17 protein-coding genes are annotated in these 16,399 nt (G+C 54.5%); 6 read left to right on the forward strand and 11 right to left on the reverse strand.

The genetic code is table 11. The features are described from left to right. Window positions 1–52: 52 nt before the first annotated feature. Entirely contained in the window at window positions 53–628 is a 576-nt protein-coding gene (locus RTX30_RS02505) for a helix-turn-helix transcriptional regulator (protein ID WP_312686466.1), read from the reverse strand. 37 nt (window positions 629–665) lie between these two features. Here RTX30_RS02505 and RTX30_RS02510 point away from each other — a divergent pair, with 37 nt between their 5' ends. Next, on the forward strand, window positions 666–1,184 hold the full coding sequence (locus tag RTX30_RS02510) for an N-acetyltransferase family protein (RefSeq protein ID WP_312686468.1): 519 nt from the start codon (window positions 666–668) through the stop codon (window positions 1,182–1,184). Continuing rightward, a complete protein-coding gene (locus RTX30_RS02515; protein WP_312686470.1) occupies window positions 1,181–1,630 on the forward strand; it encodes a DMT family transporter in 450 nt (149 codons plus the stop codon). Before RTX30_RS02510 ends, RTX30_RS02515 begins: the two co-directional genes overlap by 4 nt. Here the strand turns inward: RTX30_RS02515 and RTX30_RS02520 are convergent, their stop codons facing one another. After that, window positions 1,631–1,864, reverse strand: coding sequence for a DUF2526 family protein (locus RTX30_RS02520; RefSeq protein WP_312686472.1), 234 nt, complete (start codon window positions 1,862–1,864; stop codon window positions 1,631–1,633). A gap of 10 nt (window positions 1,865–1,874) precedes the next feature. Next, window positions 1,875–3,473: an ABC transporter substrate-binding protein gene (locus RTX30_RS02525; protein ID WP_312686475.1), complete on the reverse strand. Its 1,599-nt coding sequence runs from the start codon at window positions 3,471–3,473 to the stop codon at window positions 1,875–1,877. Window positions 3,474–3,752: 279 nt separating this feature from the next. On the opposite strand from RTX30_RS02525, the gene RTX30_RS02530 reads away from it, so the two are divergent. From RTX30_RS02530 to RTX30_RS02540, 3 genes are read left to right on the forward strand one after another with little or no spacing between them, the layout of a single operon-like run. Then, window positions 3,753–5,114 carry an SrfA family protein gene (locus tag RTX30_RS02530; RefSeq protein WP_312686477.1) on the forward strand — a complete coding sequence of 454 codons (1,362 nt, stop codon included), beginning with the start codon at window positions 3,753–3,755 and terminating at the stop codon, window positions 5,112–5,114. A 4-nt stretch (window positions 5,115–5,118) separates the two neighbouring features. Further along, entirely contained in the window at window positions 5,119–8,100 is a 2,982-nt protein-coding gene (locus RTX30_RS02535) for a virulence factor SrfB (RefSeq protein ID WP_312686479.1), read from the forward strand. Continuing rightward, entirely contained in the window at window positions 8,097–10,271 is a 2,175-nt protein-coding gene (locus tag RTX30_RS02540; RefSeq protein WP_312686481.1) for a virulence factor SrfC family protein, read from the forward strand. The genes RTX30_RS02535 and RTX30_RS02540 overlap by 4 nt, the downstream gene beginning before the upstream one ends. A gap of 38 nt (window positions 10,272–10,309) precedes the next feature. Here RTX30_RS02540 and RTX30_RS02545 read toward each other — a convergent pair whose 3' ends face one another. The 4 genes from RTX30_RS02545 to RTX30_RS02560 all read right to left on the reverse strand — a co-directional run bounded on the left by RTX30_RS02545 (window position 10,310) and on the right by RTX30_RS02560 (window position 12,030). Further along, window positions 10,310–11,071 (reverse strand): alpha/beta hydrolase, encoded by a 762-nt coding sequence (locus RTX30_RS02545; protein WP_312686482.1) that lies wholly within the window; start codon window positions 11,069–11,071, stop codon window positions 10,310–10,312. Between the two features lie 55 nt (window positions 11,072–11,126). Beyond that, window positions 11,127–11,300 (reverse strand): GhoT/OrtT family toxin, encoded by a 174-nt coding sequence (locus tag RTX30_RS02550; RefSeq protein WP_312686484.1) that lies wholly within the window; start codon window positions 11,298–11,300, stop codon window positions 11,127–11,129. 87 nt (window positions 11,301–11,387) lie between these two features. Continuing rightward, a complete protein-coding gene (locus tag RTX30_RS02555; protein ID WP_312686486.1) occupies window positions 11,388–11,561 on the reverse strand; it encodes a GhoT/OrtT family toxin in 174 nt (57 codons plus the stop codon). Between the two features lie 175 nt (window positions 11,562–11,736). Further along, complete coding sequence (locus tag RTX30_RS02560) at window positions 11,737–12,030, reverse strand: hypothetical protein (RefSeq protein ID WP_409429788.1); 294 nt, start codon at window positions 12,028–12,030, stop codon at window positions 11,737–11,739. A gap of 264 nt (window positions 12,031–12,294) precedes the next feature. On the opposite strand from RTX30_RS02560, the gene RTX30_RS02565 reads away from it, so the two are divergent. Then, window positions 12,295–12,732: a hypothetical protein gene (locus tag RTX30_RS02565; protein ID WP_312686488.1), complete on the forward strand. Its 438-nt coding sequence runs from the start codon at window positions 12,295–12,297 to the stop codon at window positions 12,730–12,732. A gap of 46 nt (window positions 12,733–12,778) precedes the next feature. Here RTX30_RS02565 and RTX30_RS02570 read toward each other — a convergent pair whose 3' ends face one another. The 4 genes from RTX30_RS02570 to RTX30_RS02585 all read right to left on the reverse strand — a co-directional run bounded on the left by RTX30_RS02570 (window position 12,779) and on the right by RTX30_RS02585 (window position 16,396). Then, window positions 12,779–12,991, reverse strand: a complete 213-nt coding sequence (locus RTX30_RS02570) for a hypothetical protein (RefSeq protein ID WP_312686490.1) — start codon at window positions 12,989–12,991, stop codon at window positions 12,779–12,781. A gap of 241 nt (window positions 12,992–13,232) precedes the next feature. Next, on the reverse strand, window positions 13,233–14,657 hold the full coding sequence (gene patD / locus RTX30_RS02575; protein WP_312686492.1) for an aminobutyraldehyde dehydrogenase: 1,425 nt from the start codon (window positions 14,655–14,657) through the stop codon (window positions 13,233–13,235). A gap of 25 nt (window positions 14,658–14,682) precedes the next feature. After that, the gene (locus RTX30_RS02580) at window positions 14,683–15,477 is read right to left on the reverse strand and encodes an ABC transporter permease (RefSeq protein WP_312686494.1); all 795 of its coding nucleotides are present in this window, start codon (window positions 15,475–15,477) and stop codon (window positions 14,683–14,685) included. Next, window positions 15,467–16,396, reverse strand: a complete 930-nt coding sequence (locus tag RTX30_RS02585) for an ABC transporter permease (protein WP_312686496.1) — start codon at window positions 16,394–16,396, stop codon at window positions 15,467–15,469. The genes RTX30_RS02580 and RTX30_RS02585 overlap by 11 nt, the downstream gene beginning before the upstream one ends. Window positions 16,397–16,399 lie beyond the last annotated feature (3 nt).

A 16,399-nucleotide genomic window follows, 5' to 3' on the forward strand; every position in this document is an offset into this window, starting at 1 on the left:
GTATCAGACTAACTATTGATACTAGTCGCTGGCGGGCATGATCGCGTTTACATTACGAGCTGGAATGGTTAAGCCGCACCACCAAATAACGGCAAGGGGCGGTACTTTTATTAATAAATCGGCAGTCATTTGGCGGGCCCAGCTCCAGGCAATCCCCGGCTTTCATTTCGTGGCGCGTATCACCCTCCAGAAAGACCAGTTCACCTTCCTGTAACCAAATCAGCTGGCGCGCCAGCGCATATGAGGACGCCGGCATCGGAATGTCGCTGCCGGCGGGCAATTCAATTTGCACCAGATCGATCGGCAAATCGCTGCGCGGTGAAACGTGGCGACGTAAATAGTGGCTTTGCGGATCGCGCCACACCGGCTGGTCAGCATAACGCAGCAATTTGCCTTCTTGCATTTCCGCACGGGCAATCAGTGTCGACATACTGATGCCAAAGGCACCGGACAGGCGCGCAAGCAGTGTTGCTGTCGGGCTGCTTTCCGCACGTTCGATTTTATGGATCATCGCTCGTGATACGCCTGCCCGCTCCGCCAGTTCACTGAGCGACCAGCCGCGAGATTCCCGTTCAACGCGAATTCGTGCACTGATCCGTTGATTTATATTGTCTGAGATAGTATTCATTACGTAATACTATAGTGTACAAATTTGGGGTTCAACCATGAATATTCGTTATGCCACGAAAGCGGATTGTGGCGACATTGCCGCGATTTATAACCATGCCGTGCTAAACACGGCGGCAATCTGGAACGATCAGACAGTGGATGTGGATAACCGCATTGCCTGGTTCGAAGCCCGCACGCTGCTCGGTTACCCGGTGCTGGTCAGTGAAGAGAACGGCCAGGTCACGGGTTATGCCTCGTTTGGTGACTGGCGCGCCTTCGACGGTTTTCGCCATACCGTTGAGCACTCAGTCTATGTACACCCGGAACATCAGGGTAAAGGGCTGGGGCTGGCATTAATGCAGCGGCTAATTGCAGAGGCGAAACAGATTGGCAAACATGTAATGGTCGCCGGCATCGAGGCGCAAAACCAGGGTTCCATTCATCTGCACAGCAAGCTGGGTTTTGTGATCACCGGGCAAATGCCGCAGGTGGGCACCAAATTTGGCCGCTGGCTGGATCTGACTTTTATGCAACTGCAACTCGATAACCGTACCGATCCGGATGTCCTCTCATGAATCAGTCGCTGACCCTCACCTTTCTGATTGCCGCCGGTATTGGCCTGGTGGTGCAGAATATGCTGATGGTACGTATTACGCAATCGGCGTCGACCATCCTTATTGCCATGCTGCTTAATTCGCTGGTCGGAATTGTACTGTTTGTCAGTATCTTATTGATTAAATATGGTTTGAGCGGGTTTCAGGAGCTCTATGCCAGCGTGAAATGGTGGACATTAATCCCCGGCCTGCTGGGTTCGTTCTTTGTCTTTGCCAGCATCAGCGGTTATCAGAATGTCGGCGCAGCAACCACCATCGCAGTGTTAGTGGCAAGCCAGTTGATCGGCGGGCTGGTCATGGATGTGGTGAGAAGCCACGGCATTCCGTTGCGAGCGCTTATCGGCCCGGTTTGCGGCGCGGTGCTGCTGGTCGTTGGCGCCTGGCTGGTGGCCAGACGCCAGTTCTGATTAAAGGATGGCGCCACCTTTGGTCAGGTGCTCGCGACGCACGTCCATATCTTCTTTGTGCTGACGCCCGTGATGGGCAATAGCCTGACGCAGGCGCTGTTGCTGGGCATAACGATCTTCGCGGCTTAACGCCGCGTCGTCGCTCAGTTCAACCAGCAGCGCATTCATATCGGCAATAACACTCTGTTGAATGGCCGTATCGACACGGGCAATAACCTCATCCAGATGTGACATACCTTCTCCTTTAATTCAGTTTCGCTTTGGAAAAATCGCTACCCATCAGGCTCACGCTATAGCCGCTAACATTGCTGCGGGTGGCATAGAACGTTTTACCGTTCGCCAGCGCAATCCACGGTGCCTGCTGATAGTAAATCTCCTGTGCCTGACCGTACAGTTTCGCGCGTGTTGCCGGATCAGCGCTCCGTTTTGCTTGTTGCACCAGATTGTCATAGCCTTTGTCACACCAGCGGGCCGCATTAGAACCGGTCTTAATGCTGTTGCAGCCTAGTAACACATCGGCGAAGTTATCCGGATCGCCATTATCCGACATCCAGCCAAACAGTGCCGTGTCATGCTCGCCCTTGCGCATTCCCGCAAGGTATTCACCCCACTCGTAAGAGACGATCTTCGCCTTAACCCCAACTTTTGCCCAGTCAGCCTGGATCATCTCGGCGATGCGGCGCGAGTTCGGGTTATAGGGGCGCTGTACCGGCATCGACCAGAGCGTTGCTTCAAAGCCTTGCTCAAGCCCGGCCTGTTTCAACAGCGCTTTGGCTTTTTCCGGATCGTAGCTGTAATCTTTTAATTCCTTATTAAAACCGAGCATGTTCGGCGGCAACGGTGACCTGGCCACGCTGCCAGAGCCCTGGAAAACCGCATTGATTATGGCTTGTTTATCGGTCGCATAATTCAGCGCCTGACGCACGAGAACATTATCGAACGGTTTTTTCTCCGTATTAAATGCCAGATAACCCACGTTCAACGCCTCTACAGAGTGCAGCGCCAGATCTTTATTGTTTTTGATCTGCGCAAACTGCACTGGGGCCGGAGCCGGAATGATTTGGCACTCGTTAGTTTGCAGTTTCGCCAGGCGGGTCTGCACATCTGGCGTAATGGCAAAGATCAAATGTTTCGTTGGCACTGCGCCGTCCCAATAGTTCGGGTTAGCAATATAGCGGATTTGCGCATCGGTTTTATATTGCTGTAAAGCATACGGCCCGGTACCGACAGGCCAGGTATCGACATTTTCCGGCGTCCCCTTTTTCAGCATTGCATCGGCATATTCCGCAGAAAGGATGGAAGCAAAATCCATTCCCCAATCAGCCAGGAAGGCGGCATTCGGTTCATTCAGGACAAACTGAACGTGGTAATCGTCAATTTTTTTCACTTCTTTGATCAGCTTATCAAGGCCGACATCGGTGAAGTACTCGTAATTACCTTGTGAAACATTATGATAAGGATGTTTGGCATCTTTTTGCCGCATCACAGAAAAGATCACGTCATCGGCATTAAAATCGCGCGTCGGTTTAAAATATTTGTTGCTGTTAAACTTCACGCCCTGGCGCAGGGTAAAGGTCCAGGTTTTGCCATCCTCAGAGACACTCCACGCGGTAGCGAGCGACGGAATGGGTGTGTTTTTCACCGGGTCGAAGTTAATTAGGCGGTTATAGAGAACCTGGGAGCTGGCGACAAACGTCGGGCCAGAGCTGGCTATCTGCGGGTTGAACGACTCCGGAGAAGCTTCGGAACAGTAGACGATGGTGTCGTTAGAGGCCGCCCATGCGGCGCTTGCCGGTAACAAAGCGCTCAGCGCGAGGGCGAGCAGTGTTTTCCCTGTAGACATTATCAGGAACCTTCTTTTTTATATGGAGCGTTAATCTCAGCACAGCCCGGGCAAACAGGCAAATAACGAATCGCGCTCAGGTTATGCTAAAGCAGTTGATTTTGCTGAAATATCCACCATCATTAAAATTAAAATTTATCTTAAGTGTTTTGCGCGCCGTCAAGTCGATTCGATGCGATCAATGCGTCGAGAATTCAATGGTTTTGAGCTTTCTTCTGCCGTTTACTTGCTGCGACATTGCGTACAGTAGACGCGTGAAGAAGTCTATGGGATGAAAACGTGGCAAAAACTCTCTTGCGCAGCGGCGATCTGGACGATTTCCAGGCCGTTGGCGGCGGCGGTCAGGCCGTATTTGATTCGGCCTTGCAAATTCGTGAAGCACTGCGTCTGCGTAAGCAGCAAGCGCTGGTAGACTGCCTGGCAATTCCCCAGGTTAATGATGAAGGCGATCGCGTTGACTGGTACTCGCCGGTAGATGGGCGGGCGGTTTCCTGGAAAGCCGCCGACGAAGAGGCCCGTTTTAAGGCATTTCGCTACCTCGAAAACACCCTCGACAGCGCTGCGGCCCTCAGCCGCAAATGCATGCAGTCGCCAAAGACCGCGCAACAACTGTTTGGCTCGTTGCTGGAAAAAGCGCTGCAGTTCCCCGGTGAAAACCACGTCTTTCTGGTTGATGGCAAACCGGTCATCACCTTCTGGGGATTCGTCAATCTGAACGAAAACGCCCGTGACAATGTGCTGGAGTGCTTAAAAGAGCCGGAAGTCGCAGAGCCGATCATTGAGATGCTGCCAGAACCTGAACCGGAGCCGGAAGTCGAACCCGCTGCGACGGTCACTTTCAGTCATGCAGATGAACCGTTACTGACGCCACCGCCTGCAGTGAATCTGCCGCCGCAGCCTGCCGTTGTGCCGCCGGTTCAGGCCGCTGAGCCTGTTGTAACGCCTGAACCTGCGCCTGCCGCGCCAACGCCAGTGGCACCGAAAAAACGCAGCCGCTATGGTCTGTGGGCGTTGCCTGTGGCTGCTGCCGTGGCTGTCGCGGTGGCCGCGCCGTTACTGCTTAACCAACAACGTGACACCCCTGCCCCTGTGACGGCAGTCCAGCCCCCTGCACCTGTAGAAATTGCGCCGAAACCGATGCAGGCTGCGCCAGTACTGGCGGCACAATTGCCTCTGCATCAGGCGGAGGTTGCCGCAGAGCTTAACGCGCCGGAAGCCCCAGAAGAAAAAGCGCCGGTAGTGATCGCCGCTATCCCGAAAGATGCGCTGGTGATGGATGCGCTGGAAGTGAAAATTGGCTCTACTAAATTCCTCAACGGCAACTGGCGCGTGGCGATGGATGTGAAAGATCCAGAAACCGGAAAAGCGCCAACCGTCCGTTTTCAAATCCAGAACAACAAAGGCACCGCACGTATTGTTCACGGTAAAAACGTGACCTGCCGTGCAGAGCTTTATTCCGGTTTGCATCAGACCGGCGAGCTGATGATCAAGAGCCGCAGCAACGCGCGTTGCAGCGATGGTTCCCGTTACCCCATGCCGGAAATTTCCTGTAAAGCAAGCAGCAACGACGTCGCGGAATGTAACGCACGTTTTGACGCCAAAACCACCGTTCCGGTGACGTTCAGAAAAACAGGTGACTGAGTTTATGCTGGTTAATCTTTGCGACTACAAACAGAGCGTGACGCTGATTGCCAACAGCGGCGTGCAATTTCTTGATTTTGGCCTGACGCCGCAGGATACGGCAAACAGCGGCCGTTTTGTGCGTAAAACTGCGAACGGCCCCCTGCTGCGCCTCGACTTTGACCTGGTCAACGGGCGTTTTACCCTGCCCACGCGTGACGGCAGCCAGCCAGAAGTGGTGAAGCCAGAAAGCACGCACGCCATGCAATATTCGCTGACCCTGCTCGATGGCGTCTGGTTGCCGATCCCGTTCTTGCGCTTTAACCCGCCGCGCACCTTTGTTGAAGGCCCGGATAACTGGGCACGTGTGCAGATCCGCAAGCTGAGCGAGCCAGACAGTGCCGGTAACACGCACCGCGTGGCGCTGGCGCTGGACAGCCAGATCAACGATCTCTCCCCGGGCGCACTCGCCCCGCTGGAGAACGACATCCTTAATGGCACCCGTTTCTCGCTCGCCTGGCGCGATGATGAAGTGGCAGATTTCCTTGACCAGACATGGGTGGACGGCTGGTTGCGTGAAGCCTTTTTGCAACATGTAACGCAGCATGAAACCCGCAGCGAACGCGATATCAATCAGGCGTTACGCAGCTTTGAATACCAGGCGCACTGGCTGAACCTGATGACCCTGCTCGGTACCCAGTTGCAGGTGCCGGAAGTCAAAATCGTCACCCATACGCTCAGTACGCCAGCGATCCCGGTCGACTTAATCCTTGATGTTGGTAATACCCATACGTGTGGCGTGATCATTGAAGATCACGGCGATGCTAATGACGGTCTGCGTCAGACGGCAGAGTTACAGGTACGTTCTCTGAGCGAACCGCAGTTCCTTAATGAACCGCTTTTCACCAGCCGTCTTGAGTTCTCGGAAGCGCGTTTTGGTAAGCAGCATTTTTCCGTTGAGAGTGGCCGTGAAGACGCCTTTGTCTGGCCTTCGATCGTGCGCGTTGGCGATGAAGCCCGCAAACTGGCAATGCAGCGGTTGGGCACCGAAGGTAACAGCGGGATCTCCAGCCCGCGTCGCTATTTGTGGGACGAAACCCCGGTATTGCAAGACTGGCGCTTCAGCCAGATGAACAGCAAAACCCAGCGCGAACCGCTGGCGACAGCTTTCCCGTTGATGAATCTGATGAATGACGAAGGCCAGCCGCTTTACAGTCTGCCTCTGGATGAGCGTCTGCCGGTATTTTCACCGCAGTACAGCCGCAGTACGCTGATGACTCATATGCTGTGTGAATTGCTGGCACAGGCGCTGGGGCAGATCAACAGCGTAGCCACACGTCTGCGTCTGGGCTTTCCGGCTTCGCCTCGCCAATTGCGCACCATCATCCTGACCCTGCCCTCGGCAATGCCGAAACAGGAGCGCGAAATCTTCCGTCGTCGTATGTTCGAGGCCATCGCGCTGGTATGGAAAGCGATGGGCTGGCATCCGCAGGATGAAGATTTTGCCAACCGCAAACAGCAGGAAAAAAGTGTAGTGCCGGTTCCACAGATCCATATGGAGTGGGACGAAGCCAGCTGCGGCCAGCTGGTGTGGCTATATAACGAAGCGATCTCCCGTTTTGCCGGGCAAACCGAAACCTTCTTCGCCGCTACCGCCCGCCCGGACCGCACCGAAGCTCCGGGTGTCGTGCCAGGGCGTTCGCTGCGTGTGGCCTCCGTCGATATTGGCGGCGGCACCACCGATATGGCCATTACGCACTATCAGCTTGATGACGGCACCGGCAGTAATGTGAAGATCACCCCTAAGTTGCTGTTCCGGGAAGGGTTCAAAGTTGCGGGTGACGATATTCTGCTGGATGTCATTCAGCGCTGCGTGTTACCTGCCTTGCAGACCCATATGCAAAAATCCGGCATCACGGATGCGGCGTCGATTATGGCGTCGCTGTTTGGGGATTCCGGGCGTATTGATACTCAGGCGGTGTTACGTCAACAAACCACGCTGCAGCTGTTTATGCCAGTGGGGCATGCCATTCTGGCGGCCTGGGAAGAGAGCGACATCAACGATCCGCTGGCTGGTTTGCATGCCACCTTTGGCGATTTGCTGAAACAGCAACCGACCCGCAATGTGATGAACTACCTTAAGCAAGCGATCGACCATGCGCTTCCGGCAGGTTCGGCGGAGTTCGATGTGCTGGCAGTGCCGTTGCAGGTCAATTTCTCTGAACTCCAGGCGGCGATGCTGGCCGGGCAGTTCACGCTCACCGCGCCGCTGCATGCCGTGTGTGAAGCCATCAGCCATTATTGCTGCGATGTGCTGCTGATCACCGGTCGGCCTGGCTGCCTGCCGGGCGTGCAGGCACTGATTCGCCACCTGCAACCCGTGCCTGTTAACCGCATGGTGTGGCTGGACAAATACCGCGTGCATGAGTGGTATCCCTTCAGTCAGCAGGGCAAGATCGGTAACCCGAAATCGACGGCCGCAGTGGGGGCAATGTTGTGCAGCCTGGCGCTGGATCTGCGCCTGCCGCGCTTTAACTTTAAGGCGGCGGATATTGGCGCTTACTCCACCGTGCGCTATCTCGGGTTGCTGGATAACGTGGTTAATACGCTGCGCGATGAAAATATCTGGTATCACGATATCGACCTCGATAAACCGGGCGCGAAATTGGATGCGCGCCTGCACTTCCCGCTGCGCGGCAATGTGACGCTGGGATTCCGCCAACTGGCTAATGCCCGCTGGCCTGCCACGCCACTCTATACGCTGAGTATCAACTCACAAGAGTTGGCCAAAGCGATTGCTGGCGATGGTGTCCTGAATGTACGTCTGCAATTCAGTGGCGGTAACAAACACCACGGGCCGGAGTCCTTTACTCTCAGTGAAGCCTGGTTGCAGGATGGCACACCCGTGGCCGCCGATGCGTTAACCTTTAAATTAAATACGCTGGCCGACCGCCGCCATAGCGGAAGCCATTACTGGATCGACAGCGGGAGTGTGTACCTGAAATGAGTGCGAGCGTAAAAAACACCCAGCCGTTGATGGCGTGGATCTCTGAAAACCGCCTGCAATCGCCCCTGCTGGACGACGATGCCGATGCGTTACTGGCGCGCCTGACCACGGCTGCAGCGGAAGAAACGGCGCTCAACGACGCGGCTGACGCGCCCTGCACTGTTGGCCTGTACGGTCACTCTCAGGCCGCGAAAGCCCATCTGCTTAATGCCTTGTGTGGGAGTGGTAACGGGCGTTTGCATGTGCGACCCGGCGATAAGACGCTGGAGTACTTTACACATGTCAATCCGGGCCATGGACTGACCAGCATGGCGCTGCGCTTTAGCCATTCGGTGTCGGCAATGGACGAGAGTTTCCCGCTGCGCTTGCGCATTATCAGCGAAGCCGAACTGGTGCAGATCTTTATTGCCCATGCGCAACAACAGCCGGAACTGCGCGCGGTGGACAAGTCCGTCATCGACAGCCGTGTCGCCAAATGGCGCGGCCTGCGTCAACCCAACGCCGTGCCCGGCATTTCCTCACAGGAGATCGGCGCAATAGCCCGTTTCTGGCGTTCGGTGGTGCCTTCGTCGGCGCAGCAGATGGATGATGCGTTATGGCATCAGTTCGCCACGCTGCTGCCATCGCTGGATCTCAGCGCCCGTGCCAGCGCCTGGTCGCTGCTATGGGGCGAACAGCAGGAGCTGACCCAGCAGTGGCTGGGGCTGGCGCATACCCTGCATCAGACTGGCAATGCCAGCGAACTGGCTGCGCCGCTGAGCGTCCTGGTGGATAACTTTGCACTGCCGACGGACGGGTTCTTAACCCCTGCCGGGCCGGGGAGCGAAGAGATTCAGGATGAAGTGGTGGTGCATCCCTGGCTTAACGATCAGCTGCAGAATGCGGTCAGTGTGCCGCTCGCGACTTTATCGCTGATTACCCGTGAACTGGTGCTGCCGGTGGAAAACAGCGTGCTGGCTGGCGTCGACATTCTCGATATTCCTGCGCCAGGTCCTGAAGCGGGGCAACCCTTATGGCGCAGTAAATGCCGCTGGTTGCTGGAGTGCTATCGCCAGCGTTTACAGCCGGATGTGCTGATGATTTGTAACGCCACCGCAGAACGCTCCGCCACTGCCACTACTGCGCGGGCATTGCTTAACTGGGTCAACGAAACACAATCCGGACAGGAAGCGGCATTACCGGGGCTGGTATGGGCCATTACCCCGCAGGATGCGCGATTTACCCAGGCGCAAAATCTTGATGAAGCCGTTCAGCAACTTGTTGGTAAACCCGGGCAGCACTGGGGCACCTTACAGGCGCTGGATGCGAGCAGTCTGCAACGTTTGCTTGAGTGGCTGGGTCAGGCAACGGCTCCGGGTTTACGACAAAGTCGGTTAAAAGCCTTACATGAACGCCATCAGCAAACGTTGCGCGATCTGTTGCAAAGCTGGGCTGCCGCACCGGTCAGAGAAAATACTGTTCAGCGCGCCCGGGCAGAAGCCGTGGTGCGCGAACTACAAGGCCAGGCTTCACGCCACGGTGAATTGCTGGAAGGACTGCAACCGGATATGCAGCAGTTTGATACGCTGTGGAAAGTTCAGCAACCGCGTGAGGAGAAAGTCAGCGGCCTGTTTAATGAAGCCATAGATTTGTTTGCTGACAGCAGTGAAAGCAGCGAACAGCAGCCTGTCGCCAAAGATGTAGGGCAACAGGCGCATGCGCTGTGGGTTAACCATGTTCGTCAGTGGAGCCGCAATGATGAAAACGCCGCTCGCCTGGGCGTTTCTCCTGGCACCTTACGCCAGATGGCTGAAATCGTCATTATCAGCAGTTACCGCCTTAACCTGCCGGAACAACTGCAAAAAGTAATGCAGCGCGATACCGCCTGTGCCGCGCAGCTATATGCGGCTATCGGTAACTTTGTCGCCTGGCTGGGTTATGCCGATATTCCTGAAGATCAGCGCCCGGCGAGCCGTGTGCAGAAAGGCAGCACCATTTTTGCTACTGGCGCAACAGGGGTTAACGACGCACGGTTAACGAAATTAAGCGAACAACCGGTGCATGCAGCCACGCGTTATGTCTATGACTGGCTCGTAGCGCTTTACCACCGTGCGACAGAAAACATCGGTTATGTTCACCCGCTGGATGTACCTGCCGCGGCGCGAAAGAAACTCAAAACGCTGCTACCCTGAGCCGCCACAGTCCCGGCCACGCCAGTGCGCCGGGATTTTCATTCCAGTTCGCTAATAAATGCTGCCAGCGCCTGCGCTAATGCGGCGGGTTGTTCCCATGACATGGAATGCCCGGCCTGGGGGATTATCCGCACATCAATGCCCTGATCATAGACGTCCTGCGCGCCTTGATCCGGCAGCGATAAGGCACCGAAGATTAACGTCCTGGGGTGTGGAAACTGCGTGAACAGCGCCATCCAGGACGGTTCAATGCCATCCACCAGACTTTTTGCCCCGCGCCACACCGCCCATGGTGCATCACTTTGTAGCGAACCTGCCCACGGCGTTTTCTCTTTCGCCAGCATCACCGCATAGCCGCAGGTCACAAAGTCTGCTTCAGCCTGGGCCGCTATCTCGCGGCTGAATGCGCCGCCGCCGCGATAAAAATTCGGCTCTGACACTGCCAGCGCGCGAACACGCTCCGGGATCATCGCCGCCACTTCGATAGCAATGCTGCCGCCCATGCTGTGGCCATACAGCCATAACGCAGTAAGTTGGAGATGATCCAGCAGTTCAACGACCACGCTGGCCTGATCGCTGGTGCGGTAAGAAAAACTGGCGGGCCGTTCGCTGTAACCACAGCCTGGCAAGTCAATCAAAATGGCGCGTCGACCGCCAAATGCCGGATCGGCCACCACGCGCGGATATTCATAAGAGGAGGCGCAACCCAGACCATGAATAAACACGACAGGGTCGCCTTTGCCTGGTAAATCCTGCCAGCGAACCTGCGCTTGCGCGTGGTGCGAATAAAAACTGTTCATGTGACTCTCCCATGTCGTAATACTGTAATTATATACAGCATCTCAAGGGGTAGCGCTAGATCAAAGAAATAAGTAAAGCAACGGGGAAGCTGACAGGCCAGGTCGCGCCAACCAGGAAGGCGCTGAGGATGCGGAATGTGCGGGTATCTTGTGTGAGGAAATAGGTAATGAAACCCGATATGACGGACATAACCGCGTAAAAGATCAGTAACTTGATATAGAGGTCCAACGTCTGTCTCCTTTCCTTAGGTAAAACATCCGTTAAATATGTTGCACTTTTTTCGTGGTTTTTATGTTTCCGTCGTCACGCTTTGCTTCAGAACAAGGAAAACAGCAGCGCCACCGGGAAGCTCATCGGCCAGGTGGAACCGATTAAAAACGCGCAGAGTAAACGGATGCGCTTGCGATCGTGAGACAAAAACCAGGTGATCAAAGCGCAGAGCAAGGCCATGACCCCATAAAATACCAACATTTTTTGATAAAGCGTCATTGCAAATATGAACCCAAAAGTAACAAAACGTGCGCAATATGCTCTTTTTGTTGATGTATATCAAGTTTAATTACTTAAGCAACTTATGGGTTTCTGGGAATTATTGATTTAACTCACTGATGCGCAACAGTGCATGCCGGGCAAAACAACCCGCCCGGCTTCTATCACCCATCGGTTAACGTTGGCGTTCACGCCAGGCATCCATCATCTCTTTGGTGACCTCGTTGTCATAACAAACCGGCGCATATCCTCCTGCTCTGCTCCAGGCGCTGCGTTTACCGCAATGGCTACCATTACGCGCCTGGTTATAGGGGCAGGCGCAGGTGCCTGGATACTGAGAAATCGACTCGGCAATAATGGCCTTTTTAATCTGCGCATCGGTTAATGGTGCTGTTTTGGCCATCCCCTCTGCCGCCAGCAGTAAACTGATCGCAGCTATCATTCCGCAGAACAACGAATTCATTTTCATGATAAGTATCCATCAAAGGTATGAACGCTCACATTATTATTCATCTGCTCAATAAGCTTTGATAGCGCGCACGTTATTTTGCGGATTTTTACTCTCGCTTAAATAAGATAATCAGAGTGCTTTGCTTTTATAGGGAAATTTTACTTAAGTTCCGATTTAAATATAAGAAATATTGAAGAATAGCACCGGGAAATTTGGCGGCGATCGTGCATCTCTGTTATTGTCTAACAGCAAGGCATTCTTCAGAACAAACAAGGTAAGGTTATGCAGAAATATGACGATCTGTGGCAAGCCATAGAAGTTCGGGTGCGTGAAAACAATGACATAACGCACACCGATGTGACGACAGACAGTCCCCGGGCGCACGCGGCTCGCCAGCGTACCGCGCAGATATTTATTCTTGAATCGCTGTTGGCCCGTCACCGGGAAAAATATGCCAGCAGCTTTGTTCCGCTCGCCGGCGAAGAAGCGCTCTATCATTTGATTCATAAACGTACCGGCTGGAAACCCTTTGAAATAAAACAGCTCTCTTTCCTTGATGTGATGTTCGTGCTCGCTGAATTATTCCGCGATGAGAACCTGCCCGCAGAAGTACGTGCTGTTTTACGCTCACAAGGGATCAAAGACGAACCGCTACCGACCTATGACTTTTCAGAAAAAGACTGGGCGCCGCGAGAAAATGAAGTGTTTTTGAAAAGATAAGTTTGCGAATTATTAAATAATTAAGGGCTCAACAGAGCCCTTAATTTTAATTAACAGATGCTGCGAGCATTTCGCCGTGCGGCCTGGTTTCAAGTCTTGCAAAATAAAACTCTTCACCTTCACAAAAGTAGGTTTCGATAGGCAAGGTGTTACCCAACGCCCCGCCTCCTACCGCCCACGTCACAGAGGTTTCGCTGTCATCGACGGTCAAAAATTCCGACGCGCCGCCAGGCCCAAGCACGACCACAATTTTACTCATAATGTTATTTCCCCAGCCTGATATTTTTAAAAGCGAGACATTATCGATAGCAACAATGACACTATTGTGACAGGGCAATGATAATGTCTATATGCGGTATTTTTAGTGAGTTATATTTTACCACTCCGCTGATGGTCGCTTATTATTAAACCAGTTCAGGAGAAATGACAACTGCGACATAATAAACTATGAGAAATAGCTCATATTCCGGAGCAATGTCGCCATCCCTGGCGGCACGAAATTAATGCTTAATCATGACATGACGCACAACCGTATAGTCTTCCAGTCCATATAAAGACATATCTTTGCCATACCCGGACAGCTTTTGCCCGCCATGCGGCATTTCGCTGACCAGCATGAAATGGGTATTTACCCAGGTGCAGCCATAGTGTAACCGGGCGCTGAGTCGGTGTGCGCGGCCCACGTCTTTTGTCCATACGGAAGACGCCAGACCGTACTGTGAGTCATTCGCCCAGTTCAGCACCTGCTCTTCATCGTCAAATTCGGTCACACTGACCACCGGGCCAAACACTTCGCGTTGTACAATGGCGTCGTCTTGTTTTGCCCCTGCCAGCAACGTCGGTTGGTAGTAATACCCTGCGCCGTCACGTTTGTTGCCCCCCGTGACCACACGGATATGGCTCAATGCTTTTGCGTCCTCCACCGCTTTACTGACCCGCGCAAGGTGCGCTTCGGAACTCAGCGGCCCCAGCTCCGTTTCGGTGTCGTCGGGTGCGCCCATTTTCAGACTGGCAACGGCGGCACCCAGTTTTTCGACCAGCGCAGCGTAAATTCCTTTTTGTGCATAGATGCGGCACGCGGCTGTGCAATCCTGCCCCGCATTGTAGAAACCAAAGGTGCGCACACCTTCTACTACCGCCTCCAGATCGGCATCATCGAAAACAATGACCGGCGCTTTGCCGCCCAGTTCCATATGGGTTCGTTTGATGGACGCAGCAGTGTGCGCAATGATGTGCTCACCGGTCGCTATCGATCCGGTGAGGGACACCATGCGCACTTTTTGATGCCCGGTCAGCGGATCGCCCACCGTTTTACCGCGCCCAAACAGCACATTCAGCACGCCTGCCGGGAATATGTCCTTTGCCAGTTCTGCCAGTTTAAGGGCGGTAAGCGGCGTAATTTCGGACGGTTTAATCACCACACAGTTCCCGGCAGCCAGGGCTGGGGCCAGTTTCCAGGCGGCCATCATGAGCGGGTAGTTCCACGGCGCAATGGAGGCCACTACGCCCACCGGATCGCGGCGGATCATCGACGTATGACCTTCAAGATATTCCCCCGCTGCCAGCCCGTTCAGGCACCGTGCCGCCCCGGCAAAGAAGCGAAAGACATCCGCTACCGCCGGGATTTCATCATTAATGACGCAGTGCAACGGCTTACCGCAGTTCAACGACTCAAGATGCGCCAGCGTTTGCGCATTGTCTTCTATCACCTGCGCCAGTTTCAGCAGGCACTCCGCCCGCGCTTTTGGCGTCGTTTGCCCCCAAAGGGCAAATGCCGCGTCAGCCGCCTGCACTGCTGCATCGACCTGTGCGGTTGAGGCTTCGGCGATCTCCAGCAACACGTCACCGGTGGCCGGGTTGTAAACGGCTTGTTTCTCGCCCTCGCCGTTAACCAGTTCTCCATTGATAAACAGTTGATGTTGCATAGTTCTATCCTTTCAGCGTTGTCATTTATTGGCCGGTTTCGGTTTCTCGGGTGAGCCACCATGCACCCAGAATCGGCACGGTGGTGACCAGCATCACCAGCAGTGCAACCACATTAGTGACCGGAACATCTCTCGGGCGTCCCAGTTGGTTCAACAACCACAGCGGCAGCGTACGCTCATGCCCCGCCGTGAAGGTGGTGACGATAATTTCGTCAAACGACAGGGCAAAGGCCAGCATTCCCCCTGCCAGTAGCGCAGATCCCAGATTTGGCAACACCACATAGCGGAAGGTTTGCCAGCCGTCTGCGCCCAAATCCATCGACGCTTCTACCAGACTCCAGGACGTCCGCCGGAAGCGCGCGATCACGTTGTTAAACACCACCACCACGCAAAAGGTGGCATGCCCAACGACGATGGTGAAAAAACCGGGCTCCAGCCCAACGGTATTAAACGCCGAGAGCAACGCCAGCCCGGTAATAATGCCTGGCAGCGCAATCGGCAACAGCAGTAACAGCGATATCGCGTTTTTGCCGAAAAAATCACTGCGCCATAAAGCCATTGCAGCAAGTGTGCCAAGGATCAGGGCGATAATGGTCGCCAGGGCGGCAATCTGTAGTGACAGTGTCACAGCATCAAGAATATCGCCACGCGCCGCAGCGATGCTGAACCAGCGCAGCGTAAAGCCCTGCGGCGGAAAGCTGAACGCGGCGTCTTCAGTATTGAAAGCATAGATGGCGATAATCAAAAGCGGGAAATGCAGAAATATAACCCCGCCCCAGGCGGCCACTTTGAGCAACAGCGGTGCGCGTTCAGAGTGCATCGAATGCTCCCAGACGTTTCACTAACGCCAGATAAATCGCAATTAACACGATCGGCACTAATGTAAATGCCGCCGCCATCGGCATATTGCCAATGGCACCCTGTTGGGAATAGACCATATTGCCAATGAAATAGCCTGGCGGCCCCACCAGTTGCGGCACGATGAAGTCTCCCAGCGTCAGCGAAAAGGTAAATATCGACCCGGCAGCGACTCCCGGCACAGCCAGTGGCAGCACCACGTAACGGAAGGTTTGGCGGGGCTGAGCGCCGAGATCGGCGGAAGCCTGCAGCAGCGATGGAGGCAGTCGTTCCAGAGCAGCCTGAATGGGCAGGATCATAAACGGCAGCCAGATATAAACGAACACCAGAAAGCGCCCAAAACCGGAGGTCGAGAGTGTATTCCCGCCAATAGCAGGCAGTGTCAGCAGAGCGCTAAGCGCCGGCGCAAGCCCAAGATGATTTAAAAACCACTGTGCCACCCCATCTTTCGCCAGCAATAATGTCCAGGCGTAGGCTTTGACAATGTAGCTCGCCCACATGGGTAGCATGACCGCAATGTAAAAGAAGGCTTTCCATTTTCCCCGACTGTACCGCGCCATATACCACGCCATAGGAAAGGCAAGGAGCGCACTGGCAAGCGTAACCGTAATAGCCATCATCAGCGTGCGGATAATGATGTCGTAATTCGCCGGGTTAAACAGCGCCCGCAGGTTGGCCAGGGTCAAATCCGTTGTGACCGACATGGTAAAGTCGTCGAAGGTATAAAACCCCTGCCACAACAGCGTCAGTAACGATCCCAGATAAATAATGCCAAACCACATCAACGGGCCAAGCAACAGCAATAACAGGCCCAGCAGCGGTTTACGCCAGAACAGACCGCTCAGTGCGGCGCGGCGCGGGGTCATACGGCTTATGCTCATCGG

It is taken from the genome of Kosakonia sp. (genome assembly GCF_032052965.1).
In the GTDB taxonomy this organism is placed as follows: domain Bacteria; phylum Pseudomonadota; class Gammaproteobacteria; order Enterobacterales; family Enterobacteriaceae; genus Kosakonia.